Origin of the sequence: Streptosporangium becharense (assembly GCF_014204985.1) — a bacterium.
GTDB classification, from domain to species: domain Bacteria; phylum Actinomycetota; class Actinomycetes; order Streptosporangiales; family Streptosporangiaceae; genus Streptosporangium; species Streptosporangium becharense.
The window spans coordinates 4,870,319-4,896,838 of sequence record NZ_JACHMP010000001.1; the positions used below are offsets into that span (position 1 = coordinate 4,870,319).

At 71.0% G+C, this 26,520-nt stretch carries 26 protein-coding genes; 14 read left to right on the forward strand and 12 right to left on the reverse strand.

Annotated elements, in window-relative coordinates:
- The first annotated feature begins 34 nt into the window (after positions 1–34).
- Positions 35–478 carry a DUF4442 domain-containing protein gene (locus F4562_RS21525; RefSeq protein WP_184548813.1) on the forward strand — a complete coding sequence of 148 codons (444 nt, stop codon included), beginning with the start codon at positions 35–37 and terminating at the stop codon, positions 476–478.
- A gap of 120 nt (positions 479–598) precedes the next feature.
- On the opposite strand, the gene rsgA is transcribed toward F4562_RS21525, so the two are convergent.
- Together rsgA and aroA are read right to left on the reverse strand one after the other, a co-directional pair.
- Entirely contained in the window at positions 599–1,687 is a 1,089-nt protein-coding gene (gene rsgA, locus F4562_RS21530) for a ribosome small subunit-dependent GTPase A (protein WP_184548861.1), read from the reverse strand.
- A gap of 100 nt (positions 1,688–1,787) precedes the next feature.
- Positions 1,788–3,065 (reverse strand): 3-phosphoshikimate 1-carboxyvinyltransferase, encoded by a 1,278-nt coding sequence (gene aroA, locus F4562_RS21535; RefSeq protein WP_184548821.1) that lies wholly within the window; start codon positions 3,063–3,065, stop codon positions 1,788–1,790.
- A 278-nt stretch (positions 3,066–3,343) separates the two neighbouring features.
- Between aroA and F4562_RS21540 the strand changes: the two genes are divergently transcribed.
- Complete coding sequence (locus tag F4562_RS21540; protein WP_184548823.1) at positions 3,344–4,102, forward strand: SOS response-associated peptidase; 759 nt, start codon at positions 3,344–3,346, stop codon at positions 4,100–4,102.
- A gap of 114 nt (positions 4,103–4,216) precedes the next feature.
- Here F4562_RS21540 and F4562_RS21545 read toward each other — a convergent pair whose 3' ends face one another.
- Entirely contained in the window at positions 4,217–4,957 is a 741-nt protein-coding gene (locus F4562_RS21545; RefSeq protein ID WP_184548825.1) for a class I SAM-dependent methyltransferase, read from the reverse strand.
- 287 nt (positions 4,958–5,244) lie between these two features.
- On the opposite strand from F4562_RS21545, the gene F4562_RS21550 reads away from it, so the two are divergent.
- The 6 genes from F4562_RS21550 (at position 5,245) to F4562_RS21575 (ending at position 10,673) form a co-directional block, all read left to right on the forward strand.
- The gene (locus tag F4562_RS21550) at positions 5,245–5,850 is read left to right on the forward strand and encodes a sigma-70 family RNA polymerase sigma factor (RefSeq protein ID WP_184548827.1); all 606 of its coding nucleotides are present in this window, start codon (positions 5,245–5,247) and stop codon (positions 5,848–5,850) included.
- Positions 5,851–5,914: 64 nt separating this feature from the next.
- Positions 5,915–6,181, forward strand: coding sequence for a mycothiol system anti-sigma-R factor (gene rsrA, locus F4562_RS21555; protein WP_184548829.1), 267 nt, complete (start codon positions 5,915–5,917; stop codon positions 6,179–6,181).
- Positions 6,182–6,234: 53 nt separating this feature from the next.
- Positions 6,235–7,179, forward strand: coding sequence for an NAD-dependent epimerase/dehydratase family protein (locus F4562_RS21560; RefSeq protein WP_184548830.1), 945 nt, complete (start codon positions 6,235–6,237; stop codon positions 7,177–7,179).
- 366 nt (positions 7,180–7,545) lie between these two features.
- Positions 7,546–8,892 carry an HD-GYP domain-containing protein gene (locus F4562_RS21565; protein ID WP_184548863.1) on the forward strand — a complete coding sequence of 449 codons (1,347 nt, stop codon included), beginning with the start codon at positions 7,546–7,548 and terminating at the stop codon, positions 8,890–8,892.
- Positions 8,889–10,169 carry an HD-GYP domain-containing protein gene (locus tag F4562_RS21570; RefSeq protein WP_184548832.1) on the forward strand — a complete coding sequence of 427 codons (1,281 nt, stop codon included), beginning with the start codon at positions 8,889–8,891 and terminating at the stop codon, positions 10,167–10,169. Before F4562_RS21565 ends, F4562_RS21570 begins: the two co-directional genes overlap by 4 nt.
- Before the next feature lie 291 nt (positions 10,170–10,460).
- Positions 10,461–10,673 (forward strand): biotin/lipoyl-binding carrier protein, encoded by a 213-nt coding sequence (locus F4562_RS21575; protein ID WP_311734307.1) that lies wholly within the window; start codon positions 10,461–10,463, stop codon positions 10,671–10,673.
- Between the two features lie 210 nt (positions 10,674–10,883).
- On the opposite strand, the gene F4562_RS21580 is transcribed toward F4562_RS21575, so the two are convergent.
- Entirely contained in the window at positions 10,884–11,318 is a 435-nt protein-coding gene (locus tag F4562_RS21580) for a thioesterase family protein (RefSeq protein ID WP_246473503.1), read from the reverse strand.
- Positions 11,319–11,782: 464 nt separating this feature from the next.
- On the opposite strand from F4562_RS21580, the gene F4562_RS21585 reads away from it, so the two are divergent.
- Positions 11,783–13,474, forward strand: a complete 1,692-nt coding sequence (locus F4562_RS21585; protein WP_184548836.1) for a serine/threonine-protein kinase — start codon at positions 11,783–11,785, stop codon at positions 13,472–13,474.
- Between the two features lie 36 nt (positions 13,475–13,510).
- On the opposite strand, the gene F4562_RS21590 is transcribed toward F4562_RS21585, so the two are convergent.
- A complete protein-coding gene (locus F4562_RS21590) occupies positions 13,511–15,163 on the reverse strand; it encodes an acetolactate synthase (RefSeq protein ID WP_184548837.1) in 1,653 nt (550 codons plus the stop codon).
- 233 nt (positions 15,164–15,396) lie between these two features.
- Complete coding sequence (locus tag F4562_RS21595; RefSeq protein ID WP_184548838.1) at positions 15,397–16,116, reverse strand: GntR family transcriptional regulator; 720 nt, start codon at positions 16,114–16,116, stop codon at positions 15,397–15,399.
- A 784-nt stretch (positions 16,117–16,900) separates the two neighbouring features.
- Here F4562_RS21595 and F4562_RS21600 point away from each other — a divergent pair.
- Complete coding sequence (locus tag F4562_RS21600; protein WP_184548839.1) at positions 16,901–18,364, forward strand: PAS domain-containing sensor histidine kinase; 1,464 nt, start codon at positions 16,901–16,903, stop codon at positions 18,362–18,364.
- Positions 18,365–18,609: 245 nt separating this feature from the next.
- Here the strand turns inward: F4562_RS21600 and F4562_RS21605 are convergent, their stop codons facing one another.
- Positions 18,610–18,864: a WhiB family transcriptional regulator gene (locus F4562_RS21605; protein WP_184548840.1), complete on the reverse strand. Its 255-nt coding sequence runs from the start codon at positions 18,862–18,864 to the stop codon at positions 18,610–18,612.
- 280 nt (positions 18,865–19,144) lie between these two features.
- Entirely contained in the window at positions 19,145–20,101 is a 957-nt protein-coding gene (locus F4562_RS21610; protein WP_184548841.1) for a diacylglycerol/lipid kinase family protein, read from the reverse strand.
- A gap of 77 nt (positions 20,102–20,178) precedes the next feature.
- On the opposite strand from F4562_RS21610, the gene F4562_RS21615 reads away from it, so the two are divergent.
- Complete coding sequence (locus F4562_RS21615; protein WP_311734308.1) at positions 20,179–20,568, forward strand: hypothetical protein; 390 nt, start codon at positions 20,179–20,181, stop codon at positions 20,566–20,568.
- Between the two features lie 11 nt (positions 20,569–20,579).
- Here the strand turns inward: F4562_RS21615 and F4562_RS21620 are convergent, their stop codons facing one another.
- From F4562_RS21620 to sodN, 3 genes are all read right to left on the reverse strand, one after another.
- A complete protein-coding gene (locus F4562_RS21620) occupies positions 20,580–21,359 on the reverse strand; it encodes an RNA polymerase sigma factor SigF (RefSeq protein ID WP_184548843.1) in 780 nt (259 codons plus the stop codon).
- A 17-nt stretch (positions 21,360–21,376) separates the two neighbouring features.
- Positions 21,377–21,802 (reverse strand): anti-sigma factor, encoded by a 426-nt coding sequence (locus tag F4562_RS21625; protein ID WP_375782508.1) that lies wholly within the window; start codon positions 21,800–21,802, stop codon positions 21,377–21,379.
- A gap of 209 nt (positions 21,803–22,011) precedes the next feature.
- A complete protein-coding gene (gene sodN / locus F4562_RS21630) occupies positions 22,012–22,416 on the reverse strand; it encodes a superoxide dismutase, Ni (RefSeq protein WP_184548846.1) in 405 nt (134 codons plus the stop codon).
- 89 nt (positions 22,417–22,505) lie between these two features.
- Here sodN and sodX point away from each other — a divergent pair, with 89 nt between their 5' ends.
- The gene (sodX, locus tag F4562_RS21635; protein ID WP_184548848.1) at positions 22,506–22,814 is read left to right on the forward strand and encodes a nickel-type superoxide dismutase maturation protease; all 309 of its coding nucleotides are present in this window, start codon (positions 22,506–22,508) and stop codon (positions 22,812–22,814) included.
- A 79-nt stretch (positions 22,815–22,893) separates the two neighbouring features.
- Here the strand turns inward: sodX and F4562_RS21640 are convergent, their stop codons facing one another.
- Positions 22,894–23,424 carry a CGNR zinc finger domain-containing protein gene (locus F4562_RS21640; RefSeq protein ID WP_184548850.1) on the reverse strand — a complete coding sequence of 177 codons (531 nt, stop codon included), beginning with the start codon at positions 23,422–23,424 and terminating at the stop codon, positions 22,894–22,896.
- A 272-nt stretch (positions 23,425–23,696) separates the two neighbouring features.
- Here F4562_RS21640 and F4562_RS21645 point away from each other — a divergent pair, with 272 nt between their 5' ends.
- Both F4562_RS21645 and F4562_RS21650 read left to right on the forward strand, forming a co-directional pair.
- Positions 23,697–24,890 (forward strand): NAD(P)-dependent malic enzyme, encoded by a 1,194-nt coding sequence (locus tag F4562_RS21645; RefSeq protein WP_184548870.1) that lies wholly within the window; start codon positions 23,697–23,699, stop codon positions 24,888–24,890.
- 229 nt (positions 24,891–25,119) lie between these two features.
- Positions 25,120–26,478: an NsdA family TPR-like regulatory protein gene (locus tag F4562_RS21650; protein WP_184548852.1), complete on the forward strand. Its 1,359-nt coding sequence runs from the start codon at positions 25,120–25,122 to the stop codon at positions 26,476–26,478.
- Positions 26,479–26,520 lie beyond the last annotated feature (42 nt).

The window sequence follows — 26,520 nt, forward strand, 5'->3', positions numbered from 1 at the left end:
TGGCGGCTGTGTTACCGGCGAGTAGCATTCGGGCATGAGCTTTGACGCGGGTTCCCTCATGCTGCAGAGCGTTCCGTTCGCCGGGACGCTGGACATCTCCTACGACAAGGTGGAACCGGGCCTGGCGATCGCCCGCATGGCAGACCGGGTCGACCTGCACAACCATATGGGCGGCCCGCACGCCGGGGTGCTGTTCAGCGTGGCCGAGCTGGCCTCCGGCGCCGCCATGCTCGCCGCCTTCGGTGACCAGCTCTCGCGGGCGACCCCGCTGGTCGCGAACGCGGCGATCCGCTACACCAAGCTCGCACTGGGGGACATCGTCGCCGAGGCCCGGCTGGTGGGCTCCCGCGAGGAGGTCGTGGCCCTGCTGGACGCCGGGAAGCGCCCCGAGTTCGAGATCGCCGTCGAGGTCAGGACCGCCGACGGTACCCCGGTCTCCGAGGTGACCGTCTTCTGGACCCTCCGCCCGAACCGGTAGCCGTCCGCCGGATCCGTGCCGCGCGGCCTTCCCGGGCCGGTGTCTGATCGCGTGCCTTACCCCGGGCCGGGGTCTGGTGCCGCGTGGTTCACGCCGGGCCGAGGGGCGGATCCGCGTGGTTCATCCCAGGTCGGGGAGCGGATCCGCGCCGGAGCGGGCCTGGTCGTCGTCCGCGGTGCCCTCGCGGCTGGCGAGCAGGCGCCGCAGGGACTCCAGCCGGGCCGGGCCGGCGTGGCCGGCGGCCACCCAGGCGTCGAGAGCGCACTCCTCGGACAGGTGGGTGCAGCCCTTGGGGCAGTGGACGGTGCCCTCGACGAGATCGGGGAACCCGGCGAGGACGGTCTCGACCGAGACGTGGGCGAGCCCGAAGCTGCGCACGCCCGGGGTGTCGATGATCCAGCCCCCGCCGGGGAGCTCCAGGGCGACCGCCGAGGTGGAGGTGTGCCTGCCCCGGCCGGTCACCGCGTTCACGTGCGAGACGGCCCGGTTGGCGTCCGGGACCAGGGCGTTGACCAGGGTGGACTTGCCCACGCCCGAGTGGCCGACGAGCACGCTGACGCGGTCTCTGACGCGCTCGCGCAGCTCGTCCAGGTCGCCGCCCTTCTGGATCACGACGTACGGGACGCCGAGCGGGGCGTAGAGCGCGACCAGGTCGTCGGGTGCGGCCAGGTCGGACTTGGTGAGGCAGAGCATCGGTTCGATGTCCGCGTCGAAGGCCGCGACCAGCATCCTGTCGATCATCCGGGGGCGGGGCGGCGGGTCGGCCAGGGCGGTCACGATCACCAACTGCTCGGCGTTGGCCACCACGGGACGCTCGATGCCGTCGGTGTTGTCCGTGTCGTCCGCCGAGCGGCGCAGCATCGAGGTGCGGGGCTCCACCCGGACGACCCGGGCCAGGGTGTCGGGTCTGCCCGAGACGTCGCCCACCAGAGCCACCCGGTCGCCGACCACGATCCCCTTGCGGCCCAGCTCGCGGGCCTTCATGGCGACGACCGTCCGGCGGCCCGTCGCGATGTCGTCCGCCCGGTCCTTCCTGCGGCGGCCCCGTTCGCCGACCGGCTCGACCAGGCAGGTGTAACGCCCGCGGTCGACCGCGATCACGAACCCTGGGACCGCGTCCTCGTGGGCAGGGCGGATGCGGGTCCGGGGCCGGGACCCCTTGCCCGGCCTGACCCTGACGTCGTCCTCGTCGTACTCGCGCTTTCTCAGCTTCGCCGCCTTATCCGGCCCGGACCGCCCCGGTGCGGGGCGGCGACGGTGGTCCGTCGCTACCGGGCGTCTCCTCCGGGGCGTGCCGGCCGGCCACCCCTCATCGCGCACCGCCCAGCATGTCCGTCCACATGGAGGCGAACTCGGGGAGGGTCTTACCCGTGGTGGCGATGTCCTCCACCTCGACGCCGGGCACGGCCAGGCCGATCACCGCTCCGGCGGTGGCCATCCGGTGGTCGGCGTAGGAGCGGAAGATCCCGCCGGTGAGCCGGCGCGGCCGGATCTCCAGGCCGTCCTCGGTCTCGTTCGCGTCACCGCCGAGACCGTTGATCTCCGCGACCAGGGCCGCCAGCCGGTCGGTCTCGTGCCCGCGGATGTGGGCGACGCCGCTGATCCTGCTGGGGGAGTCGGCGAGCGCGGCGAGGGCGGCGATCGCCGGAGTCAGCTCGGCCACGTCGCGCAGGTCGGCCTCGATGCCGGTGATCCGCCCGGTGCCGGTGACCGCCAGCCCCTCGGGCGTCCGCTCGACCCGGGCACCCATGGCGGAGAGCAGGGTGCGGAGCTGGTCACCGGGCTGGGTGGTCGACGCGGGCCAGCCGGGGACCGTGACCGTGCCGCCGGTGACCATGGCAGCCGACAGGAACGGCGCCGCGTTGGACAGGTCGGGCTCGACCGTGAACTCCCGCGCCGCGATGGGGCCGGGCTCGACCCGCCAGACGTCCGGCTCGGAGTCGTCGACCTGGACGCCGTACTCGCGGAGCATCTGGACGGTCATCTGGATGTGCGGCTGCGACGGGATCGGCGGGCCGTCGTGGCGTACCGTCACGCCCTTGGCGAAACGCGCGGCGGTCAGCAGCAGGCCGGAGAGGAACTGCGACGACCCGGAGGCGTCGAGCGTGACCTCGCCGCCGGTCAGCGGGCCGCGGATCGTGAACGGCAGCGCGTCGCCCGTCACCTCGGCGCCCAGCGCGCGGAGCGCGCGCAGGATCGGGCCCATCGGACGCCTGCGCGCGTGCGGGTCGCCGTCGAAGGACACCTCCCCGTCGGCCAGCGCCGCCATCGGGGGCACGAACCGCATGACGGTGCCCGCGAGGCCCACGTCGATGCGGGCCCCGGCGGTGACGGGGCCGGGCGTGATCGCCCAGTCGACGCCGGAGGCGCTCTCGTTGGACGGGACCATCGTGGCACCCAGCGTCCGCAGCGCCTCGGCCATCAGGTCGGCGTCGCGGCTGCGCAGCGCCAGCCGCACCGTGCCGGGCCCCTCGGCCAGCGCGGCCAGCAGCAGCGCGCGGTTGGTCACGGACTTCGACCCGGGCAGGGAAACGGTCGCGCGGACGGGATCGGTCGCCGTCGGGGCGGGCCACAGCGGAACGGACATGGCCAAAAGCCTACCGGGACCGGGAGCCGCGCTTCCTGGCCCGCGGGACCGTGCCGCCCGGTCAGCCCGGTCAGTGCCCGGTCAGCACCCGTGCCGTCCGTACCACTTGGTCGCACTCGTATCACCCGGTCGGTGCCCTTACCCGCCTGCCCGCGTGGGCCCGTGCCCGCTCGTGGTGAGGACACGGCGCCGGGCGGGCGGTGCGGGTGGCGCGCGGGACGAGGTGGGACATCGCGGTTACCGGGTTTCGGCGCACGCAGACATGGCAGGGTGGGGATATGTGCGGGAGATATGTGTCTGCGCGGAACAAGAACGAGTTGCTGGAGGAGTTCCAGGTCGAGCTCGACGCCGCCGACCAGGAGCTGAGGCCCGACTACAACGTCGCGCCGACCAAACCGGTCTACGCCGTGCTCAGCCGGACGCCGAAGGACGCCGCGACGGACCGGCCGATCCGGCAGTTGCGTGTGCTGCGCTGGGGGCTGGTCCCCTCCTGGGCGAAGGACCCGTCCGTGGGCTCGAAGATGATCAACGCCCGGGTGGAGACGGTGGCCGAGAAGCCCGCCTATCGCAGGGCGTTCGCCGAGCGCAGGTGCCTGCTGCCCGCTGACGGCTACTTCGAGTGGGCGGTCCTCGACGAGAAGGACGCCAAGGGCAGGCCGAAGAAGCAGCCGTACTTCGTCCGCCCCGAGGACGGCGGCGTGCTGGCCATGGCGGGGCTGTACGAGTTCTGGCGCGACCGGGGCAGGCCCGAGGACGATCCGCTGGCGTGGCTGGTGACCTGTACGGTCATCACCACCTCCGCGGTGGACGCGGCCGGTACGGTCCACGACCGGATGCCGATGCTGATCGAGCGCGACCGCTGGGGCGAGTGGCTCGACCCGGGAGTGCCCGACGCGCGGGGGTTCCTGATCCCCGCGGGCTCCACCGGCCTGCGGGTGCACCCGGTCTCCACCGCGGTCAACTCGGTGCGCAACAACGGCCCGGAGCTCATCGAGCCGCTGAAGGACGCCGAGGGCGACGGCCAGGCCCTTCTCTGACGGCCGGGTATTTCCGGCCGGGCCCTTCTCTGACGGCCGGGTATTTCCGGCCGGGCCCTTTCCGGGGCGGCTTCGGAGCGTCCGGGATTTTCTCCCCGGGGGTCCGCGGGGGCGTCAGGCCCGGCGCCGGGCGCTGGCCACCAGGTGGATGCCCACCGTGTCGTCGTCGTCCGGGTGGGCGTCGAGCTCGGTGTTGACCAGCCAGGTGAGCGCCCGGGGATCGGCGGCCAGCACGTGGTCGACCGTCGAGGGCGACAGCACCGTGCGCGGGCGCACCCACTCGACCTCCAGCCCGGCGCCGGCGAGCAGCTCGCGGAGCTGGCCGCTGCTGAAGCACCGGGTGATGCTGCCGTCGGGCCAGGGCACGAGCATGACCTCGCCGGTCTGGCGCAGATGGGCCCAGTAGTTCTGCTCGGCGAGGATCGCCATGCCCAGCACCAGGGAGTCGACGCAGACCAGCGCACGACCGCCGGGCCGCAGCACCCGGGCGATGTCGTCGACCGCCGACTCGGCCATGAGCTCGACGGACATCGCCCGCTCCTCGGCGAGTACGGCGTCCACGCTGCAGTCGGGCAGGAACCGCAGGTCGTCGGCACGGACCTGGCTGACCCTGGAGGCGTCGTGCAGAGACCGGCCCTCCGCGGGCCGGCGGAAGTCGACGACCTCGATCACCCGGTGACCGGCCCTGGCCGCCTGGGCGCCCCAGCGTCCGTTGCCGCAGGACATGTCCAGGACGGTCGAGGGACTCTCCGGCAGCCAGCGGTTCAGCTGCTCGGCCACGACCGCGTGGTAAAAGGTCCAGTACGGCCCGAGTGCACCTGAGCCGTTCAGCTCTTCGGCCGGGATGGGCAGCACAAGCAGCTCCTGGCATCGGGAGGATCCGGTGGTGATCAACTACCTACCGGTACGTATTTTTTGTTCCCCGTACCGGGCCTTTCATCACCTTCTATCTTGGGGGAACAGATACCTAGGCGAGCGTGTTGCAAGCGGACAACGCACAATCCCTCCGGAAGGTCGGCACACGAATGCTCGCCCTGATAGAACCGGTCACCGGCCCCGGCGATCGGTTCCTCCCCGACGAGCGGGTATCCTCCGCTCAGTACGGTGTCCCGCGTCAGCAGGACTCCGGCGATCTTAAGGGGGTGGGTCCGGTCCCTGCGACAGAAGAGGAGACTCTGGAGCAGCGGAGCATGCGGTTCGAGCGGGATGTGATGCCCTATCTCGACCAGCTCTATTCCGCCGCGCTTCGGATGACCCGGAACCCCGCGGACGCCGAGGATCTTCTTCAGGAGACGTTCGCCAAGGCATTCGCGTCCTTCCACCAGTTCCAGCAAGGCACGAACCTCAAGGCCTGGCTGTACCGCATCCTGACCAACACCTTCATCAACAGCTACCGCAAGAAGCAGCGGGAGCCCAAGCAGTCGGGCGCCGAGGAGATCGAGGACTGGCAGCTGGCCAGGGCCGAGTCGCACACCTCCGGCGGGCTGAAGTCGGCGGAGATCGAGGCGCTGGAGCACCTCCCCGACACGGACGTGAAGCAGGCGCTGGCGGCGCTCCCCGAGGAGTTCCGCATCGCGGTGTACCTGGCCGACGTCGAGGGCTTCCCGTACAAGGAGATCGCCGACATCATGGGCACCCCGATCGGGACCGTGATGTCGCGGCTGCACCGCGGCCGTCGCCAGCTGCGGACCCAACTTGAGGATTACGCGCGCGAGCGCGGCCTGGTTCCGGCGGAGGGTGCGAAGTGAGCGAGCGAGACGGCCACCGGGCGCCCGCGGGCGCGGGCTCCGGATTCCCGGGTGAGGTGATCGCATGAGCTGCGGCAACCACCACGACACCGACTGCCGCGAGGTCCTGGACAAGGTCTACAGCTACCTCGACGGTGAGCTCGACGCGAACAAGTACTCCGACATCCGCCAGCATCTGGACGAATGTCATCCGTGTCTGGAGGAGTACGGCCTGGAGCAGGTCGTCAAGCAGCTGATCGCCAAGCACTGCGGCTGCGACCAGGCCTCCGCCGACCTGCGGGCCAAGGTGCTCAGCCGCATCGACCAGGTCCGCGCCGAGCTGGCCCGGTGACCTCCTAGGATCTTCGGTACGGCCGTGGCCACACCGAGGATTAGGGGTTCACCATGCGGATACTCGTGACCGGCGGGGCAGGATTCATCGGATCCACCCTGGTCGACCGGTTGCTGGCGGACGGCCACGAGGTGATGGCGGTGGACGACCTCTCCGGCGGCGACCGGGAGAACCTGGCCCGTGCCGCGGAGAGCCCCCGTTTCGCCCTGCACGTGCTGGACATCCGCGACCCGGCCCTGATCGGCCTGGCCGCGGAGTGGAAGCCGGAGGTCGTCTGCCACCTCGCCGCGCAGATCAGCGTTCGCAAGAGCGTGGCGGACCCGGTCCACGACGCCCGGCTCAACGTCGAGGGCACCGCCTCGGTGCTGACCGCCGCCCACCACGGCGGCACCCGCAAGGTCGTCTTCGCCTCCTCGGTCGCGGTGTACGGCAGGCCGCCGGTCATCCCCGTCCCCGGTGACGCCCCGACCGACCCGCGTTCGCCGTACGCGGCCTCCAAGCTCAGCGCCGAGACCTACCTGACCGCGTTCAAGGCGCTCTACGGCATCGACTACACGACGCTGGTGCTCTCCAACGTCTACGGCCCGCGCCAGTCGCCCGATGGCGAGGCGGGGGTGGTCGCCATCTTCACCGACGCCCTGCTCAACGGCACCCCCACGGTCGTGTACGGCGACGGCGGCCAGACCCGCGACTACATCTTCATCGACGACGTGGTGGACGGGTTCGCCCGCGCCTGCGAGGACCGGGGCAACGGCCGCCGCTTCAACCTGGGCACCGGAGTGGAGACCACCGACCGCGCGTTGCACTCCCTGGTCGCCGGGGCGGCGGGTGCCCCCGACGAGCCGGGCGAGGCCCCGGCGCGTCTGGGCGACCTGCCGGCGATGGCCGTCGACCCCGCCCCCGCCTTCGAGGGGCTCGGCTGGCGTCCGCAGACCGACCTGGCCGCCGGCCTGAAGACCACCGTCGACTGGGCACGGGCCCGCCTGGCCAGGCGGTAGCCCCCGTGCCGGGTGACACCTCCGTGTCGGGCGATAGCCTCCACGCCGGGCGGTTGTCCCCGTGCTCGGGGGCAGCCCCGTACCGGGCGGTAACCCCTGTGCCGGGCGGTAACACCGGTCGGACAGTCCGTCCGGGAGGCTTCCGGGCGGTTCGTACCCCCCTGGCGAGCGTCGATGGCGGGTGGTGATGGGTTGGTTACGCTTTGCTTGCGATTCCCGGTCTCCCCCTCCCCGTCTGGTGGGCTTCTGTAGCCTGAGTGCGAAATCGACGTGGAGGCAGCGCATGTTGAAGGAAACGGTCACCCCGGTCTCTTTCGGGATCTCCTGGACTTGAGCACGCGCTCGTAGAACCCAAGGGTGGCCGCTTTGCGTGGACTGCCGTGGTTTGCCAAGGTCTATCTGATCCTTGTCATCGGAGCCGCGTTCGCGTTGCTCGGATACGGCGTGGCCACGGGCGGCCGGTTCGAGCGGCTCGACTGGTCCAATCTCATGGTGCTCGCGCTGCTGTTCCTGGTGTGCGAGTCGGTGCCGACCCTGCTGAACGTCAGGCAGGCCGCGGTCTCGGTCAGTTTCTCTGCGGTGCTCGCCGCGGTGGTGCTCCTCGGCCCCGAGGGAGCGGCCCTGGTCGGCATGACGGCCATGTTCAGCGTCCGGCCGGGCCTGCCGCTGGTGAAACGGCTGTTCAACAGCGCGCAGTTCGCCATCTGCGGCTATGTCGCGGGCCGCGTCTACGTGCTGCTCGGGGGCACGACCGACGTGCCGGACATCGCCGGGTTCGACGACCTCATCCTGCCGTTCGCGGGGGCGGCGGCGGTCTTCGTGCCGCTCAACTCCCTCCTGATCGCGCTGGTGCTGGTGCTCACCGGTCAGGCCGACCAGGTCCCGCTGCGCGGTCTGGCCCAGTTCATGGTCTCCTATCTCGGCTACGCCACCTTCGGGCTGCTGATCGCGGGGTTGTGGGCGACCGTCAGCTCGATCTCCACGGTGCTCGTGCTGCTCCCGCTCTTCGTCGCGCGCTGGGCCTTCGGGCAGTACCTCGCGCAGCAGCGCGCCTACGACGCCACGATCGCCGCGCTCTGCCAGGCGGTCGAGACCAAGGACTACTACACACGCGGCCACTGCACCCGGGTCTCCCTCGCCGCGGGCATGATCGCTCAGGAGGTCGGCATGGGGTCGGAGCGGCTGCGTGCGATTCGCTACGCCGGCATGCTTCACGACGTCGGCAAGCTCGGCGTGCCGACCAAGGTGCTGCAGAAGGACGGCCCGCTCACCGAGGAGGAGTTCGCGGCCATCCAGCTCCACCCGATGCGCGGGCTGGAGATCGTGCGGGGCATCGACTTCCTGGACGAGGCGTTCGCCGGGATCATGCACCACCACGAGCGGCAGGACGGCAAGGGCTACCCGATGGGGCTGGCGGGCGACGAGATCCCGGAGTTCGCGAGGATCATCGCGGTGGCCGACGCCTTCGACTCGATGACCTCCGACCGCTCCTACCGGGGGGCCCGCCCGATCGACGTGGCCGTGGCCGAGCTCCGCAAGAACGCGGGCACCCAGTTCGACCCGGTGATGGTCGTGGCGTTCATCAAAGCGCTCGACCGTCATGGCTGGGAGCCGCCCCGCACGGTCGTCACCCCCCCGGGGAGCGAGGCCGAGACCACCATCAAGGACCACGACGACCCGACCATGCCCATCCAGGTGGTGTCGGAGCGATGAGCGGTCTCGGCGCCAACCGTGCGTTCCCGGCGTTCGACTCCGGCCAGTGGCTGCTGGTCTGCGCGGCCGGTCTGCTGGCGGTGGCCGGGGTGGCCCACACGGCCGCGACCGGGCTGGTCGACTCCGAGATCGCCGTCGGCTTCGGCGCGCTGATCGCGGCCGGGGAGCTGGCCAGGCTCACCATGCCCGGAAACCGCGAGGTGGCGCCGATCGGCTCGGCCGCGGCGCTCGGCTACACGCTGCTGCTGGACATGGGCGGCGTGCCGGCCCGGCACTCGGCGCTCCAGGTCTTCGCGGTGCTGTCGGTCGGCATGATCGCCGGGGCGTTGCCGCACCTGGCGGTGGGTCGCCCGCCCCGCCTCGACGCGATGGCGCGCAGGCTGTTCACCGGCGCGTTGCTCGCGCTGGCCTACCGGCCGCTGGCCGCCCCGCTGTTCGAGATGGCAGGCGAGGGCGGGAGCGGCTGGTGGCCGGCGCTGGGTGCGATGGCCGTGCTCATCGTCGTCATGGTCCTGCTCGACGTGCTGCTGGCCGCCGCGCTCCGCGCCGCGCAGGTACGCGCGGCCTTCGGGGTGGCCGTCCACGACGAGCTGCGGATGGCGGCGCCGCTGGGGGCGGCCGTGGCGGCGTCCGGCATCCTGCTCGCGCTCGCCTCGCACAGCATGGGCATGGCCGCGCTGCTGGTCTTCGCCGCACCGCTGCTGGTCACCCAGGTGGCCTTCCGCAAGTACGCCGGCATCAGGGCCACCTACCTGCAGACCGTCCGCGCGCTGTCGCGGGTCACCGAGGTGGGCGGCTACGTCGAGCCGGGCCACTCTCGCCGGGTGAGCCGGCTGGCCGTGGCGGTCGGACGCGAACTCGGCACGGCCGAGCCGGAGCTGCTGGAGCTGGAGTACGCCGCGCTCATGCACGACATCGGCCAGCTGTCACTGCGCGACCCCATTCCGGGAGGCGCCACCGTCCTCACCGATCCGGAGCAGGCCCGGCGCATCGCCGAGCTGGGGGCGGAGGTGATCCGCCAGACCGGGGTGCTGGACCGGGTGGCCGAGATCGTCCGCCGTCAGTGCGACACGTGCGCGGAGACACCGCCGCTGGCCAGCCGCATCATCAAGGTCACCAATGCCTACGACGACCTGGTCGGCGGCTCCACTGACCGCGACCGGGCCGGCGCGGCGTTGGAAAGGCTCCGGCTGGGCGTGGGCGGGGAGTATGACCCGGCGGTCGTCGAGGCGCTGTCCCGGGTGATCGACAGGCTGGCCCCGCTTCATCGGCTGTAGGGGTTTCGGCCGCCGCACCGTTGTGGGGTTCCTACAGATCGCGTTGCCCCGATCGGTGGTTCAGGGCGAAGGGGGCCGCGAAGACCCCGGTCATAGGGTGGAGCGGTCGAAAGGGGTCCACCAACGTGTTCGAGTCCGTTCTGGTCGCCGGCCGGGGCGAGATCGCCCGGCGAAGCATCCGGAACGGCCGGAGTTCGCCGGCGGCGACTGTGACACAGGACTTGTGTCCCGGATGAGGACATGATCAATTCTTCTGGACAGTTGAACCAGATTGGACGAGGGGAGTTCCCGGTGGCTGAGGTACGCGCGGAGATGGTGGCGAACGTCTGGAAGGTTCTCGTGGCCGAGGGGGATTCCGTCGTGGAAGGTGACACCCTGGTCATCCTTGAGTCGATGAAGATGGAGATCCCGGTCCTCACCGAGGACGACGGCGTGGTCACTCAGATCAAGGTGGCGGAGGGTGACGTCATCCAGGAGGGCGACCTGATCGCGGTCATCGAGTAGCGGCTCCATGGCGGTCACGCCCGTGCCCGAGCACGAGGACGGTCCGGCGTCCCGCAGCCCTGACGGTCGGCGGGACGCCCGGTGCGGCAGGGCCGCGGCGCGCGGGACGTCGGCGTGTGAGTCGCGTGGAGATGCCCGGTGCGCGGACCACGGGGGACGTCGGCGCGTAGGTCATGCGGGGCTGTCCGGTGTGTGAGTCACGCAGAGATGTCAGCGCGTGAGTCGCGCGAGGAAGCGTTCGCGGTCGACGACCACTCGCTCGATCGTGCCGGTGGCGACGACGGCCTCCCGGCCGCCCACGGCTTCGCGTCCGCCCACGGCCTCCCGGCCACCCACGGCATCACGATGACGGGCGACGAAGCCGAAGACCAGGCGGCGGCCGTCGACCTCGGTGAGCTCGGCGGAGATCTCGACGTGGCTGCCGATCGCGCTGGCCGCCAGGTGCTCCAAGGCGACCCTGGTGCCCACGGAGGTCTGACCGGGGTCGAGGACACCCGCGACCGCCTGGACGGTCGCCTGCTCGGCCAGGGCCAGCAGGCGGGGGGTGGCCAGCACCGGTACGTCCCCGCTGCTGACCTTCTCCGCCGTGTCCTCTCTCTCGACCATGATGAGGAGGCGGGCCTGCAGACCGGGAGCGAGCGTCATGCGCGCCAGCATAGAGGTCCACCGTGGTGCTCCGACGGGCTCTCTCGTGTCGTGGCTGTCCCGGGTGGTCATCCGGCCGGGCTCCTGCCACCTCCCGCTTCCGGGTGGTGTGCTCGATCAGAAGTCGGCTAGTGTCCGGCTTGTTTAATTTAATGAATCTTTGCCATATCTTGTAGGGTTCTATGGGAGTCCGCTATCGTGGCGCGGGTCATCGCTCCTGAGGCCCCCGCGGCGCCCGGAGCGGCCGTCGGCGGCGGGACTTCCGAGTGGTTCACGGCGCAGGAACTTCGAGGGTGTATAAGTACGCCCAGAAGTTCTGAGTTCTGTGCGATGCTACGGCACGCGTCTTATTTGTGAGCCGTACGGTGTGCAGGGTTTCGTGACATGGCCGTGACGGTGCCGCGATACGCATCCGCTTTGTTGGAGAACCCTGGGGTGGGAGCGGAGAGGGTTACGGGGGAGTCATGGTGGCCCAAGGCACGACGCTGGCGGGGCGGTATCGCCTGGATACGCGCATCGGCGCCGGTGGTATGGGCGAGGTGTGGCGGGGCGAGGACACGGTCCTGGCGCGCACCGTCGCCGTCAAGGTGCTGCTCCCCGGCCGGATGGACGACCCGGGCTTCCTGGTGCGTTTCCAGGGCGAGGCACGGGCCATGGCGACGATCAATCACTCCGGGGTCGTCGATGTCTACGACTACGGGGTTCACGAGGTGCCCGGCGCGGGGGCGACGGCATACCTGGTGATGAAGTTCGTCGACGGTGAACCGCTCGACCGCCTCCTGGGGCGGCTGGGCCGGATCACTCCCGGCGCCGCGATGGATCTGATCTCCCAGGCGGCCTCGGCCCTGCAGGCGGTGCACGAGCAGGGCATCGTGCACCGGGACATCAAACCGGGCAACCTCCTGGTCCGCTCGGACGGCACGCTCGTGCTCACCGACTTCGGCATCGCCAGGTCCGACGCCGCCAGCAGGCTGACGGACGCGGGCATGGTGCTCGGCACCGCCGCCTACTGCGCGCCGGAGCAGGCGGAGGGGGCGCCGGTCACACCCGCGGTCGACATCTACGCGCTCGGCGTGGTGGCCTACGAGTGCCTGGCCGGGCAGCGCCCGTTCGACGGCGACACCCCGGTCACGATCGCCCTCAAGCACATCCGTGAGGCGCCTCCGCCGTTGCCGCCGGACATCCCGCCGGCGGTGCGGGCCCTGGTGGAGCGGGCCCTGTCCAAGGACCCCGCCCGCCGCTTCCCCAGTGCGGCGGCCATGAGCACCGCCGCGCAGCAGGCGGTCCTCGGCGGTGGGACGGGTCCGGCCGTGTCGCAGGCTCCGGCGGTCCCGGAGACCGGCTGGCAGGCGCAGATGCCCCAGGGCGGACCGCCGCAGGCCGCCCCGCAGACCGGCTGGCACGACCAGCCCGTCCCGCAGACGGGCTGGCAGGCGGCGCACGGAGGGCCGACCGGGAACTGGCAGGAGGGCACGCAGCCCACCGCCTCCTCTCCCGGCCAGGAGCCGGTCACCGAAGCCGTCCCGCAGCAGGGGCGGCGCCGCGCCGCGCCGAAGCCGAGGCGCAAGGGTGGGGTGCTCGCGGCGTCCGCGGCGGCCGGCGCGATGTGCGTCGGCCTCGTCGCGGTCGCGATCAACGTGATGGCGGCCAGCTCGGCGGACGACACCGACCACATGGCGAAGGGGACGACGCCTTCCGTCACGGTCACCACGAAGGCACCGGGCAAGAGGAAGAAGCCGACCCCCACGCCCACCGCGACCCGGACCCAGATCGCGCCGCCGGTCGAACGGCCGACGACCAGGCCGGCCACCCCCACCAGGACCCCGGAGCCCGCCCCGACCCCCACGCCGACCCCCACGCCCACCGCCACCCCGAGCCCCACGCCCAAGCCGAAGAAGGCGGTGCCCGACGTGGCCGAGATGACGCCGTCGGCCGCGCAGGCCGCCGTCGCGGCGGCGGGTTTCAAGCCGAACATCGTCTACAGCGCCGACGTCGACAAGACGCAGTGCCTCAAGGCGGTGCAGACGATCCCCGCGGCGGGGACCCTGGTGGAGATCGGCAAGCCGGTGGAGATCACCGTGATCAGCTACAAGTGCGAGCCCACGCCCACCCCCACCGCCTCCGCCCCCGCGGTGCCGACGTCCGCTCCCAAGTAGCGTCCGGAGGCCGGCCCCGGCGGGCCGGCCTCGCGCTCAGACGCCGGTGGTGTTGCGGGGGTAGGCCACGGACGGGTCGGTGGCGATGTTGACCATGTAGGGCACGCCCGAGTCGAAGGCGCGGCGCAGCGCCGGGCCGATCTCCGACGGGTCGGTGACGAGCTCGCCGCCGCCGCCGAGCGCGGTCACCACCTGGTCGTAGCGGCACTGCGGCTGCAGGTCGGCGGCCACGTCGTAGCCGTAGAGCATCCGCATGGGGTGCTTCTCCAGGCCCCAGCCGCCGTTGTTGCCGCAGATCATCACGACCGGCAGCCGGTGGCGTACGAGCGTGTCGACGTCCATCAGCGAGAAGCCGGCCGCGCCGTCGCCGAGCAGGAGCACCACCTGCGAGGAGGGCCGGGCCAGCCGGGCGGCGATGGAATAGCCCAGGCCGGTGCCCAGGCAGCCGTACGGGCCCGGGTCGAGCCAGTTCCCCGGCTGCCTGGGCTCGACGTACTTGCCCGCGTAGGAGACGAAGTCGCCGCCGTCGCCGATCACCACGGCGTCGTCGGCGAGGATCTTGCCCAGCTCGCCGTAGATCCGCATCGGGTGGATCGGGTCGGAGTCGGCCGCCAGCAGCTCGGCGTCCGAGGCGGCTGCGGCCGAGGCGGTCTCGGTGAGCCGCTCCAGCCAGGGTGCGTACGTCTTGGGGGACACCCCGGCCTCGGCGCAGGCCGCGCCGAGGCTCCAGAACAGCAGCGACAGGTCGCCGGCCGCGGCGCCGGTGGGCTTCATGTGGGTGGTCAGCTGCGACGGCGCGTCGGCCAGGTGCACGACCTTGGCGAGCGGGGCGCCGTCCTTGCCGCCGAACCAGCCGTAGCCGAGGCGGAAGTCGACCGGGGTGCCGGCGATGATCACCAGGTCGGCCTGGGAGAAGGCCGTCCCCCTGGCCCGGGTCACCAGCAGCTCGTGCCCGGCGGGCAGGATGCCGCGGCCCTGGCCGTTGGGGATGACCGGCAGGCGGTACTCCTCGGCGAAGCCGCGGGCGACCTCCTCGGCGCGGTCCATCCACACGTCGGAGCCGAGCACCAGGACCGGGCGCTCGGCCTCGGCGATCAGGCGGGCGATCGCCGCGAGCGCGTCGGGGTCGGGCTCCAGGGGCGACGGGGTCAGCGTCTCGGGGGCCTCGTCGAGCGGCGGAGCGGCCGAGAAGAGGTGGTCCATGTGGAAGTCGAGGAAGACCGGGCCGCGGTGCGGGGCCAGGGCGGTACGGAAGGCCATCTCCACGTCCTGGCCGATGGAGTCCGCCCCGGAGCCGGTGAAGGCGAGCTTGGTGATCGGCGTGAACAGCGGCGGGTGGTCGAGCTCCTGCAGCGCGCCGGAGCCCCACCGCGACTGCGGCGCCCGCCCGCCCATGACCACGACCGGTGACCCGTTGAAGTGGGCGGTGGTCACCCCGCTGATGCCGTTGGTGATGCCGGGGCCCGCGGTCAGCACGGCGAGCCCGGGCTTACGGGTCAGCCGCGCGGTCGCCTCGGCGGCGAACACGGCGCTCTGCTCATGCCGGACGTCCAGGATGGGCATGCCTTCGTGGACGGCCCCGTCGTACAGCGGGAAGACGTGCCCGCCGGACAGGGTGAACATGGTCTCGACGCCGTATGCCTTGGAGACGGCGACGGCGATGTCGCCTGCGTGCTTGGGGGACTCCATGTAGCGCAACCTACCAGTCGGTCAATTGGGCGGACAGAGATTGTTGTCCCTGCCCACGATCGCCTCCTCTCATGCCGGAAACGGATGTCTGCCTTGTTGTGAGAAGAGATGTCGATCCTGGTGGGAGGAGGTGCCGCGACCTTCCGGCCGCCGTCCGGGAACACTGTGTCTCCGGGCGTCCCCGGGCGTCCCCGGGCGTCCCCGGGCTGCGCCGTGGCGCGCGGGGACGGGGCTCAGGGACGGCGCAGGCGGGTGACGAACTTGTAGCGGTCGCCCCGATAGAGGGACTGGGCCCACTCCACCGGGTTGCCGTCGGCGTCGAAGGCGTGCCGGGTGAGCAGGAGCATCGGCAGTCCGACGTCCACGCTCAGCACCTGGGCGTCGTACGGTGTGGCCAGCACGGTCTCGATGATCTCCTCGGCGTCGGTCAGCCGGACGCTGTAGGCGTTGTACAGGGTCTCGTACAGCGAGGAGTGCACCTCGAGCTCCCGTCGGAGCCGGGGGAAGCGCCGGGCCGACAGGTGGGTGGTGTCGATCGACATCGGCTCGCCGTTGGCCAGCCGGAGCCGGTGGATGCGCAGCACCCGCCCTCCGGCGTTGATGGCGAGACGGCGGGCCAGGGGCTCGTCGGCGGTGATGTAGCTGATGTCAAGGATCTTGGTGTCGGGTTCGAGGCCGACGGTCCGCAGATCCCCGGTGTAGGAGGTCAGCTGCAGGACCTGGGCGACCTTGGGGTGTGCGACGAACGTCCCCTTGCCCTGGATGCGCACCAGGCGGCCTTCGACGACGAGTTCTGACAGGGCCTGGCGCACGGTGGTGCGTGACGTCTCGAAGCGCACCGCGAGCGTCCGCTCCGGAGGCAGCGCGCTGCCCGCGGCCAGGCTCTTGGTGAGAGCGAGCAGGTTGCGCTTGACGTCGTAGTACTTCGGGATCCTAGGGGAGTCTTCGCTCACATGGTCACCTTCATCTCGGCCACGGCGGTGAATGCACCCCTGGTCACCGCTAGATCATCGGAACTCAGATTGGCCCGTGCGGTCAACCGCGGGCAAGAGCGGCCTGCCGGCGCCGGGGGCGGCCGGAGGCGTCCGGCGCGTGTCCCCCGCTCCATGCGGATGAGGGCGACCCGAAGCACGGCCTCGGGTGGTCCGGGCACGACGGGGACGACCGCACCCGCCGGTCCGCCGGTCGCCGGGTCGAGCTCGCAGGCCGTCGTGGCCGGCTTCCTCGTCCTGGTCCGCGCAAGTCTTGGCAGTTCGGGCTGATTGTGAAGGATATCCACAACGACGGGCGCCGCCGTCACACTCGCGGGCATCGAACCGGTGACGGAGACGGACGACGACCCCGTGCGGCCGGAGGGCCGGATCACCTCGGGGGCACCGGGCACGGCATCGGCCCGGCATCTCGCCGATCCTTGTGGTGTGACCGTTCTCACACCGCCTGGTCCATCCGTGAGCACCGCAGTGAGCACCGTGGCGAGCACCGCGATGGGTGACGTGGTGAGCGGTGCGGTGGGTGCCGTGATGGGCGTCGCGGTGAGCGGTGCGGTGGGCGTCGTGCACCGTCCCCGGGACCCGGTGGCCCCGGGCACACGGGCTCCGCGAGCGGTCGCCGGCGCACCTTCCCGCGCTGTCGCGCGCCACCGCTGCGACGGGCCGGGGATCTGCTCCATAGGCCGCATTTTCGCAGTCAAGGGCAGCCGATTCGCGTTCGGGCCTGCAAAGAACGCATGATGCACGGGTGCCGACTCTAAGCGACCTGGCGGTTCGCCACACCGCGCTCGACGATGCGGACCTTGAGTGGATGCACTCGCTGGTCTCCGACTGGCAGCTCCTCGCGGACCTGTCCTTCGCCGATCTGATCCTGTGGATCCCGCTCAGGGATGGTTCGGGATGGATCGCGATCGCGCAGATGCGTCCCACCACGGGGCCGACGGTCTACCACGACGACATCGTGGGCATGATCGCCCCCAAGGGGGAGCGGACGCTGCTGGAGACCGCGTGGAACGAGCGGCGCATCTGCCGCGAGGGTGATCCCGACTGGTCGAGCGGGGTTCCGGTCCGGGAGGAGACCATCCCGGTGCGGCGGGCCGACCGTTTCCTGGGCGTCATCCAGCGCTCGACGAACCTGTCCTCCGCGCGCACCCCGTCCCGGCTGGAGCTGACCTACCTGCAGAGCGCCTCCGACCTGGCGCAGATGGTGTCGGAGGGCCGCTTCCCGTTCTCCGGCGCCGAGCCGATCCTGGTCCGTTCGCCGCGCGTGGGCGACGGGCTCCTCCGGCTCGACCGGGCCGGTCGTGTCACGTACGCCTCGCCGAACGCCCTGTCGGCCTACCGGCGGCTGGGCCTCAACGCCGACCTCGTCGGCGCTGAGCTGGGCCGCACGACCGCCGCGCTCTGCTACTCCGACGAGCCCATCAACGAGAACCTGATGATCGTCGCCAGCGGGCGTGAGCCCAGGGAGACGGAGGTGGAGTCGGGCGGCACGGTCGTGCAGCTGCGGGCGATCCCCCTGGTCGTCGGGGGTGGCAGGATCGGCGCGCTGGTGCTCATCCGGGACGTGACCGAGCTGCGGCGGCGCGAACGGGAGTTGATGACCAAGGACGCCACCATCCGGGAGATCCACCACCGGGTGAAGAACAACCTGCAGACGGTGGCCGCGCTGCTCCGGCTCCAGGCCAGGCGGCTGCGGGTGCCGGAGGGGCGGGAGGCGCTGGAGGAGGCGGTGCGCCGCGTCGGCTCGATCGCGATCGTGCACGAGACGCTGTCGCACACGCCCGAGGAGCAGGTCGACTTCGACGAGATCGCCGACCGTGTGATCGCGATGACGGGGGAGGTGGCGGCCCCGGAGACGCAGGTGGTGCCGCGCCGGATCGGCACGTTCGGCGTGCTGCGCTCGGAGATCGCGACGCCGCTGGCGATGGTGCTCACCGAGCTGCTGCAGAACGCCGTCCAGCACGGGCTGGCACAGCGGCAGGGACGGCTTCAGGTGATCGTGTCCCGCGGGGCCGAGCGGCTGGACGTCATCGTCTCGGACGACGGCAGCGGGCTGCCGGACGACTTCGACCTCGACAGCACCACCAGCCTGGGGTTGCAGATCGTGCGCACCCTGGTGGTGGGGGAGTTGTCCGGGCGCCTGGCCATCGAACCCCGCCAGGGTGGTGGGACCGAGGTGACCCTGTCCATCCCCCTCCCGGCGGCCTGAGCGGCGGCGGAGAGGGGGGCGGGCCGGGCACCGGCGGGGGTGCCGCGGGGAGCGGGCACCGGCGGGGGTACCGCGGGGGACCGCGCTGCGGGGAGCCACGCTATGGTGGACAGTCACATCGCGGGGGTGACGCCGCGTCGTGAGGGGATCACGGGGGTGAGGCCGTCGTGAGGGGTGAGCGCCGGCCGTGCGGGGCCGGCGCCGACCGCGGGACGCGTCGGGAGGCGCGTGTCAGGAGGCGGAGGTCAGACGTTCGCGCGAGCGCGGGCACGGGCGGTGCGGCGCTTGAAGGCGCGGCGCTCGTCCTCGCTCAGGCCGCCCCAGACACCGGCGTCCTGGCCGGACTCCAGAGCCCACTTCAGGCACGCCTCGCTGACGGTGCACGTACGGCACACCTGCTTGGCCTCTTCGATCTGCATCAGTGCGGGGCCGGTGTTGCCGATCGGGAAGAACAGCTCGGGATCCACGTCACGGCAGGCAGCTCGGTGGCGCCAGTCCATGCGTCCACTCCTTCGTAACAGGAGCCCCTGCGGTGGCTCCGTCGGCTCACTTTGTGAAGAGTTTCACGAACGGTCGCGAGCGATTCCCCGGGCCGCGGTCGGTCGGGGGTCGTCTCACTTGATCGCCGGTGGCCCAGGAGCGAGGTAGCCGCTCAAAGGTCCTACGTTCCGACGTCAATGTTGAGATTGTCAGCCACGCTCAGTACACGCAAGAGGTTTCGACGAACGTTTTGCCTGTCATGTATGTCGGATGCGTCACATGATGACCGCATGTAACAGGTTAGACCAGGACTTGTAACGCAGCTGGGATAGCCCGGAACGTCACCCGCTCGACTTCTCCCAGGTAGTCGCCGTCGAGCTGGAAGGCCACCGGCCGGGCGGCGCTCAGCGTGAACTCCTTCTCGTCGTGGAGTTGCACCAGGTGGCGGCCGGTCGGAAGGGTGTCGCGGACCCCGATGATCTGTGGCATCAACCGCAGCATCGCCGGCAGGCCCAGGCGCTGGAGCCCGATCATGTCGAGCCCGGTCTCGAAACTCGCCCAAGGGGTCGGGCAGACCGGCCGCGAGCCCACGTACGTCCACGGCGAGGTGTTGGAGACCACGGCCATGAAGACGCCGTCGGCCGCCGGCACGTCCGGCCCTTCGACGGTCATGGCCGGATGACGCTTGTCCGTCAGGAGATAGTGCTGCAACGCGGTGTTCACATAGCGGGCCGGAGTGGCCTTGCGGCCGGTGCCACGCATCCCCTCCACGGCCCGGATCACCTCGGCGTCGTACCCCAGGCCGCTGCAGAACGTGAAGTACCTGCTCTGGTCGTCCCAGAGCGCCTGGCCCAGGCCGACGGTACGGCGCCGGTCGTCCCGGACCGCCTCCAGGACCGCCCCGACCGCCTGAACCGGGTCGTTCGGCAGGCCCAGGGCCCGGGCGAAGACGTTCGCGCTGCCGCCGGGAATCGCCAGCAGTGCCGGCCGGTCCGTCGCCCGGCCCTCACCGGCCTCACCGTCCACGGGGTTGAGCAGCCCGTTCACGGTCTCGTTGATGGTGCCGTCACCACCGAGCACGGCCACCACGTCGAACCCGGAGGCATGCGCCTTGCGTGCCAGCAGGGCCGCGTGCCCCCGGTAGGCGGTCTCCTCGACGGTCAGGTTCATGGAGGCGCCCAACGCCCTGATGAGCACGTCCCGGGTTCGGCGGTTGGTGGTGGTCGCCTTCGGATTCACCAGGAGCATCGCGCGCATGGGGCCAGCGTATCCACCCGAAACGGTACGCAGGCGGCGGAGAAGCGAGCGGTATGCACCGACGGTAGGGTTGGCCCGTGCCGAACCGTCCGATGACCCTCACCGTCGCCGCAGCCGTCATGGCGCTGGAAGGTCTCACCGCGCTGCTGCTCGGCGGCTACGTCGCCGTGGAGACCGTGATCGGCCGGCCCTCCGACCTGATGAGCTCGATCGGCGTCGCCTCCTTCGGGATCCTCCTCGGCGCGGCCCTGCTCTGGGTGGGCTGGGGCATGCTGCGCTCGGAGCGGTGGACGCGGAGCCCGGGCGTACTGGCGCAGATCTTCTGCGTGCCGATCTCGGTCACGCTGATCCAGTCCGACCAGCAGGCGATCGGCATCCCGCTGATCGCCGTCGCGGTGATCGGACTGGTCGCGCTGTTGTCACCCCCCACCACCGAGGCCCTCTACGGGGACCGGGACGGGGTCTAGCCACCGGCTGGTCAGTCGTCCACGGTCAGGCCCTCGCGGAGCTGCGCGAGGGTCCTGGCGAGCAGACGGGAGACGTGCATCTGCGAGATGCCGAGCTCGGTGGCGATCTGGGACTGTGTCATGTTGCCGAAGAAGCGCAGCAGCAAGATCCGCTTCTCCCGCGGCGGCAGGCGTTCGAGCAGCGGCTTGAGCGACTCGCGGTACTCCACACCCTCCAGCGAGTCGTCCACGATGCCGAGCGAGTCGGCCACCGCGGGCGCGTCGTCGTCGCCGGAGTCGGGCGCGTCGAGGGAGACCGTGGAGTAGGCGTTCGCCGACTCCAGCCCCTCGAGCACCTCTTCCTCGCTCATCTTCAGGAACGCCGCCAGCTCGGTCACCGTGGGTGCGCGCCCCTCCCGCTGGGAGAGCTCGCTGATCGCCTTGGTGAGCGAGAGCTTCAGCTCCTGCAATCGGCGGGGCACCCGGACCGCCCAGCCCTTGTCGCGGAAGTGCCGCTTGATCTCACCGACGATCGTCGGGGTGGCGTACGTGGAGAACTCCACCCCGCGGGCGAGGTCGAAGCGGTCGATCGACTTGATCAGCCCGATGGTCGCGACCTGGGTGAGGTCGTCGAGCCACTCGCCCCGGTTGCGGAAGCGGCGGGCCAGGTATTCGACAAGGGGAAGATGGAGCTCGACGAGCTCGTCACGGATACGCTGACGACGCGGGTCGTCGGCGCTCAACTCCACCAGTTCCGCGAAGAGCAGGCGCGCGCGCACCCGGTCGGGCACCGCGTGGTCACTGGTGGCCATGGCACGAGTCCTTTCCGTCACGCCGGCCTCGCCGCGCCTCGGCGCTTGCGCAGGACGATCGCCATACGGTCGGGGGAGTCGGTTACGGCATCCACATCGTCGGCCAGTGCGGTGAGCACCATCCAGGCGAAGTCGTCACGCTTGGGGGCGGGGTTTCCCACCGTGCTGACCTCGACCCGGATCTGCATCAGCTGCCCGGTGAGCTCGAAGTCGGCAGTCAGATCGGTGCCCGGAACGGCCTCCGTCAGCAACATCGCGCAGGCCTCGTCGACCGCGATCCGCAGATCCTCGATCTCGTCCAGCGTGAAGTCCAGCCGTACGGCGAGTGCGGCCGTCGCCGTACGCAGCACGGACAGATAGGCACTCGCCGCCGGCAACCGCACGCTCACCACGTCGCGGATCCCACCCATCCCGACCGCGGGTGCCTCGGTGTGTTCGGTCACGTTCCTCCTCGCAGAGTCGCTGACTGCAACCTACAGCCCCAAGACGGTGGTTGGCCCGATTGGACTCGCGATCGAGCCCATTTGACACCGTCAAGAACACCTGAAGATACCCGAATAGGACACTTGAACAGGTCAGACCCCGCGTGACCGCACGCCACACGGGGCCTGGTTGTCCAACATTTCAGCGCTGTTTAAGCCGCCTTGGTGTCCTAGGCGGCGGCCTTGGTCTCCCAGAAGATCTTGGAGATCTCGTCGATCTTCGCGAGGAGCTCCTCGGCCTTCTGCACGTCCACGGTGCCCTTGGCGCCGGCCGCGCCCGCCAGCTTGGTGGCCTCCCAGAACAGCTGGTGCAGCTGCGGGTGCGCCTCCAGGTGCGGCGGCTTGAAGTAGTCGGTCCACAGCACCCACAGGTGGTGCTTGACCAGCTCGGCCCGCTCCTCCTTGATGGTGAGGGCCCGCGAGCGGAAGACCGGGTCCTCGTTGGCGGCGTACTTCTCCATGATCGCCTTGACGGACTCGGCCTCGATGCGGGCCTGGGCCGGGTCGTAGACGCCACACGGCAGGTCGCAGTGCGCCGACACGGTGTGCTTGGGGCGCAGAAGTCGTGCGAGCATCGGAATCCTTCCTTGATGCCAGGGTCAGAATGGTCCGGTTAACGACCTTACTCGTCTTCGAACACCAGCGTGGGAGGGGGATGCGCTCGATGAGGGTACGCGTCAGCGGAGAGTCGATGCTGCCCGCGCTGCGTCCCGGAGACTTGCTCTGGGTGCGGCGCGGGGCTCCCGTGCGTCCCGGCGACCTCGTCGTCGCCCGGCTGCCCTCGGACCCCTCCGTCCTGATCGTCAAGCGGGCGGCCTGGCGGGAGGGCGGGGGATGGTGGGTGGAGAGCGACAACCAGCGCGCCTCCGGCCGCCGCGACAGCTGGGACTTCGGCGCGCTGCCGGCCTCGTCGATCGTCGGCCGGGTGGTGCTGCGCTACTGGCCGGGCCCGCTCCGGATCGGCGGGCGGTGACGCGGCCGGTCATGCGGCCGCCCGCCCGCCGGCGGACCGGGCGGGCGGGACGGTGTCACTGACCGGGTCACTGACCGAGTCACTGGCCGACCTTCTGGCGGGCCCGGTAGGCGGCGACGTTGGCCCGGCTCGCGCACCGCTCCGAGCAGTAGCGGCGCGAGCGGTTGGAGGAGGTGTCGAGGTAGGCCCGGCGGCAGGGCGGCGCCTGGCAGAGGCCGAGCCGGTCGACGCCGTGGTCGGTGACCATCGTGGCCAGGCCCATGACGGCACCCACGGCGTACTGGTCGGCCATCCGGCCACCCTCGGTCAGGTGCATGTGCCAGCGTTCACCGTCGTGGCCGGAGATCTGCGGCTGGACCGGATGGTGGATCAACAGCGAGTTGAGCCGGTCGACGACTCCCTCCTCGTCGCCGGCCGCCGCCGTCTCGAAAACGGTCATGAGTTCTTCGCGCAGGTCACGCAGGGCTTCCAGGTCGCCACGGGTGAGCCTGCAGCCGGGCCGGTAACGGCCGCCCTCCTCCAGGAGGGTGCGGAGCCCTTCGAGGCCGGTCAGCCGGTCGGGGCTGTTGATCAGCAGCACGGCCAGCTCGGCGTAGGAGGTCAGGTCCATGGAGGATCCGTCGATGTAAGAGACGACAGGGACTTCGAGTATTACACGGTGGCGGGGCTGACACCATGTCAACGAAACCGACCGAACTGTGTCACCTGGCTCCGTCTCGACCTGTGGCACAATCGAGCAACGGGTGACCCCCGTACCCCTCCAGGCGACCGTGCTCAGTGAGCAGGCCCCGAGCGGCTACCCGAAGCCCGGGACAGGCTTCCTGCGGCCGTCTCCGAAGGAAGTGTCCGTCTGACCGAACTACAGGGGTCGCTGTGGCCGTCATGCCATCCTCCACGTCCGTCCAAGCCCTCCAAGCCCTCGATCTGGATCCGGCCTTCGCCCTGCACCGCGGGGGCAAGCTGGAGGTCCGCTCCACCGTCCCGGTCCGCGACGCCGACGACCTGGCGCTCGCCTACACCCCGGGAGTGGCCAAGGTCTGCAGTGCGATCGCCGACGAGCCCGCGCTGGCGAACGAGTACACCTGGGTGTCCAACGTGGTCGCCGTCGTCTCCGACGGCACCGCCGTGCTCGGCCTCGGCGACATCGGGCCGGCCGCCGCCATGCCCGTCATGGAGGGCAAGGCGCTGCTGTTCAAGGAGTTCGCCGGTGTCGACGCCGTGCCCGTCTGCCTCGACTGCACCGAGGTCGACGCGCTGGTCGAGACCGTCGTCAGGCTCGCCCCCTCCTTCGGCGGCATCAACCTGGAGGACATCAGCGCGCCACGCTGCTTCGAGGTCGAGGACCGCCTGCGCGAGATCCTCGACATCCCCGTCTTCCACGACGACCAGCACGGCACCGCGATCGTCGTGCTCGCGGCGCTGAAGAACGCCGCGAGGCTGACCGGCCGCTCGCTGGGCGACCTGCGCGCCGTGGTCGCCGGCGCCGGGGCCTCGGGTGTCGCCGTCAGCCGGATGCTGCTCAACGCCGGTATCGGCGACATCGCGGTGGCCGACTCCAAGGGTCTCGTCCACGAGGGCCGCGAGGGGCTCAACCCGGTGAAGGAGGCCCTGGCGCGCGACAGCAACCGGGCCGGTCTGCACGGCTCCATCGAACGGGCGCTGACCGGTGCCGACGTGTTCGTCGGGCTGTCGGGCTCGACGGTCTCCGAGGAGGCCATCGCGTCGATGGCCGGCGACTCGATCGTCTTCGCGCTGTCGAACCCGACTCCCGAGGTGCACCCCGAGGTCGCCCGCAGGTACGCCAGGGTGGTCGCGACCGGCCGCTCCGACTTCCCCAACCAGATCAACAACGTGCTGGCCTTCCCCGGTGTCTTCCGCGGGGCCCTCGACGTCCGCGCGACCACCATCACCGAGAACATGAAGGTGGCCGCGGCGGAGGCGCTGGCCGGGGTCGTCTCCGACGACGACCTGTCGGCCGAGTACGTGATCCCCAGCCCGTTCGACGAGCGCGTCGCCCCGGCGGTCGTCGCCGCGGTCTCCGCGCAGGCCCGCGCCGACGGCGTCGCCCGCCGCTGAAACGCGTCCCCCGGAGAGGTTCCCGTCCCCGGCAGCCGCCCCCGCCCGACCGGTGGGGGCGGCTTCGCTTTCCTGGGCTGCTTTCAGGAAACGCCGATATTCGTCACGGATCGTGCTATAAAAAAAGCTCTCCGTTACCTATGTGCGCAAGGCGTGCACCGGCGGCGGTGACGCGTGCCCGGACACCCCGTGCGTCGCGGCCCCACCGGTGCCCAGGGGCAGGAGAGCTATGCAACGCGAGCCCAACCGGTCGCTTCAAAGGCTCATCGTCGAGGCGGGTTTCACCCACAAGGGGCTGGCCCGCCGCCTCAACGATCTCGGGGCGGCCCGCGGCCTGCCCGGTCTGAAGTACGACCACAGTTCCGTCCTGCGCTGGATCGCCGGGCAACGGCCGAGAGACCCCGTGCCGGGGCTGCTGGCCGAGATCTTCGCGCTCCGGCTCGGCAGGCCGGTCAGGCCCGACGATCTCGGCCTGCCGGTCGCGTCGACGCCTCCGGACCTCGGGCAGGAGTTCACCCACACGTGGCAGGAGGGAATCACGACCGTGACAGCACTGTGGCGCGCCGACGTGGAACGGCGCAGGTTCCTGCTCGACTCGACCTTCGCGATCGGGGCCGGGTCCGCCGGGGCGCTGCGCTGGCTGACCCTCCCGCATGAGGAACGCCCCGAGGGGCGGGGCAGCCGACGCGTCGGCACGGACGACATCACCGCGATCCGGGAGGTCACCCGGTCCTTCGGCGAGCTGGACAACAGGTTCGGGGGCGGCCGGATCCGCGAGGCGGTCGTGAAGTACCTCGACACGGCGGTCGGCCCGCTGCTCAACGACGGCTCGTACACCGAGGCGACGGGTCAGGCGCTGACCTCCGCCGCGGCCGAGCTGACCCGGCTGGCCGGCTGGATGGCCTACGACCTGGAGCAGCACGGCCTGGCGCAGCGCTACCTCATCCAGGCCCTGCGCCTGGCCCGGAGCGCCGGCGACCACGGCCTCGGCGGGGAGATCCTCGCCGGGATGAGCCACCAGGCCATATATATAGGACAACCCGCGCACGCCCTCGACCTGGCCAGGGCCGCCCAGCTCTCCGCCCACCGCGCCGCCGTCTTCGCACTGCTCTCCGAGGCGCACGTGCTGGAGGCGCACGCGCAGGCCCTGCTGGGCGACCGCGCCGCCTGCGCGAGATCCCTCCACGAGGCGGAGCTGGCCTTCGACCGCCGGGCGGCCGGAGATCGGCCGCAGTGGATCTCCTACTTCGACGAGGCGTACCTGTCGGCCAAGTTCGCCCACTGCTTCCGCGACCTGGGCGACGGCCCCGGGACCGTGCGGCACGCGCGGCGCTCACTGGAGATGGACGGCCGGTACGTCCGCGGACGCATGTTCAACCTGTCACTGCTCTCCGCCGGGCTGCTGGCCTCGGGAGAACTGCACGAGGCGTGCGAGGTCGGCGGGCAGGCGCTGGAGCTGGCCCGCGGGCTGCAGTCGGTCAGGACCCGGTCGTACGTGACCGACCTGCGGCGGCGGCTCGATCCGTACGCGGCCGAGCGGCCGGTGGCGGAGTTGAACGAGCGGGCACGGGAACTCACCTCGGTCTGAGCACCGGTGCGGCTCGGTCCGAGCGGCGGTGCGGTGACGTTC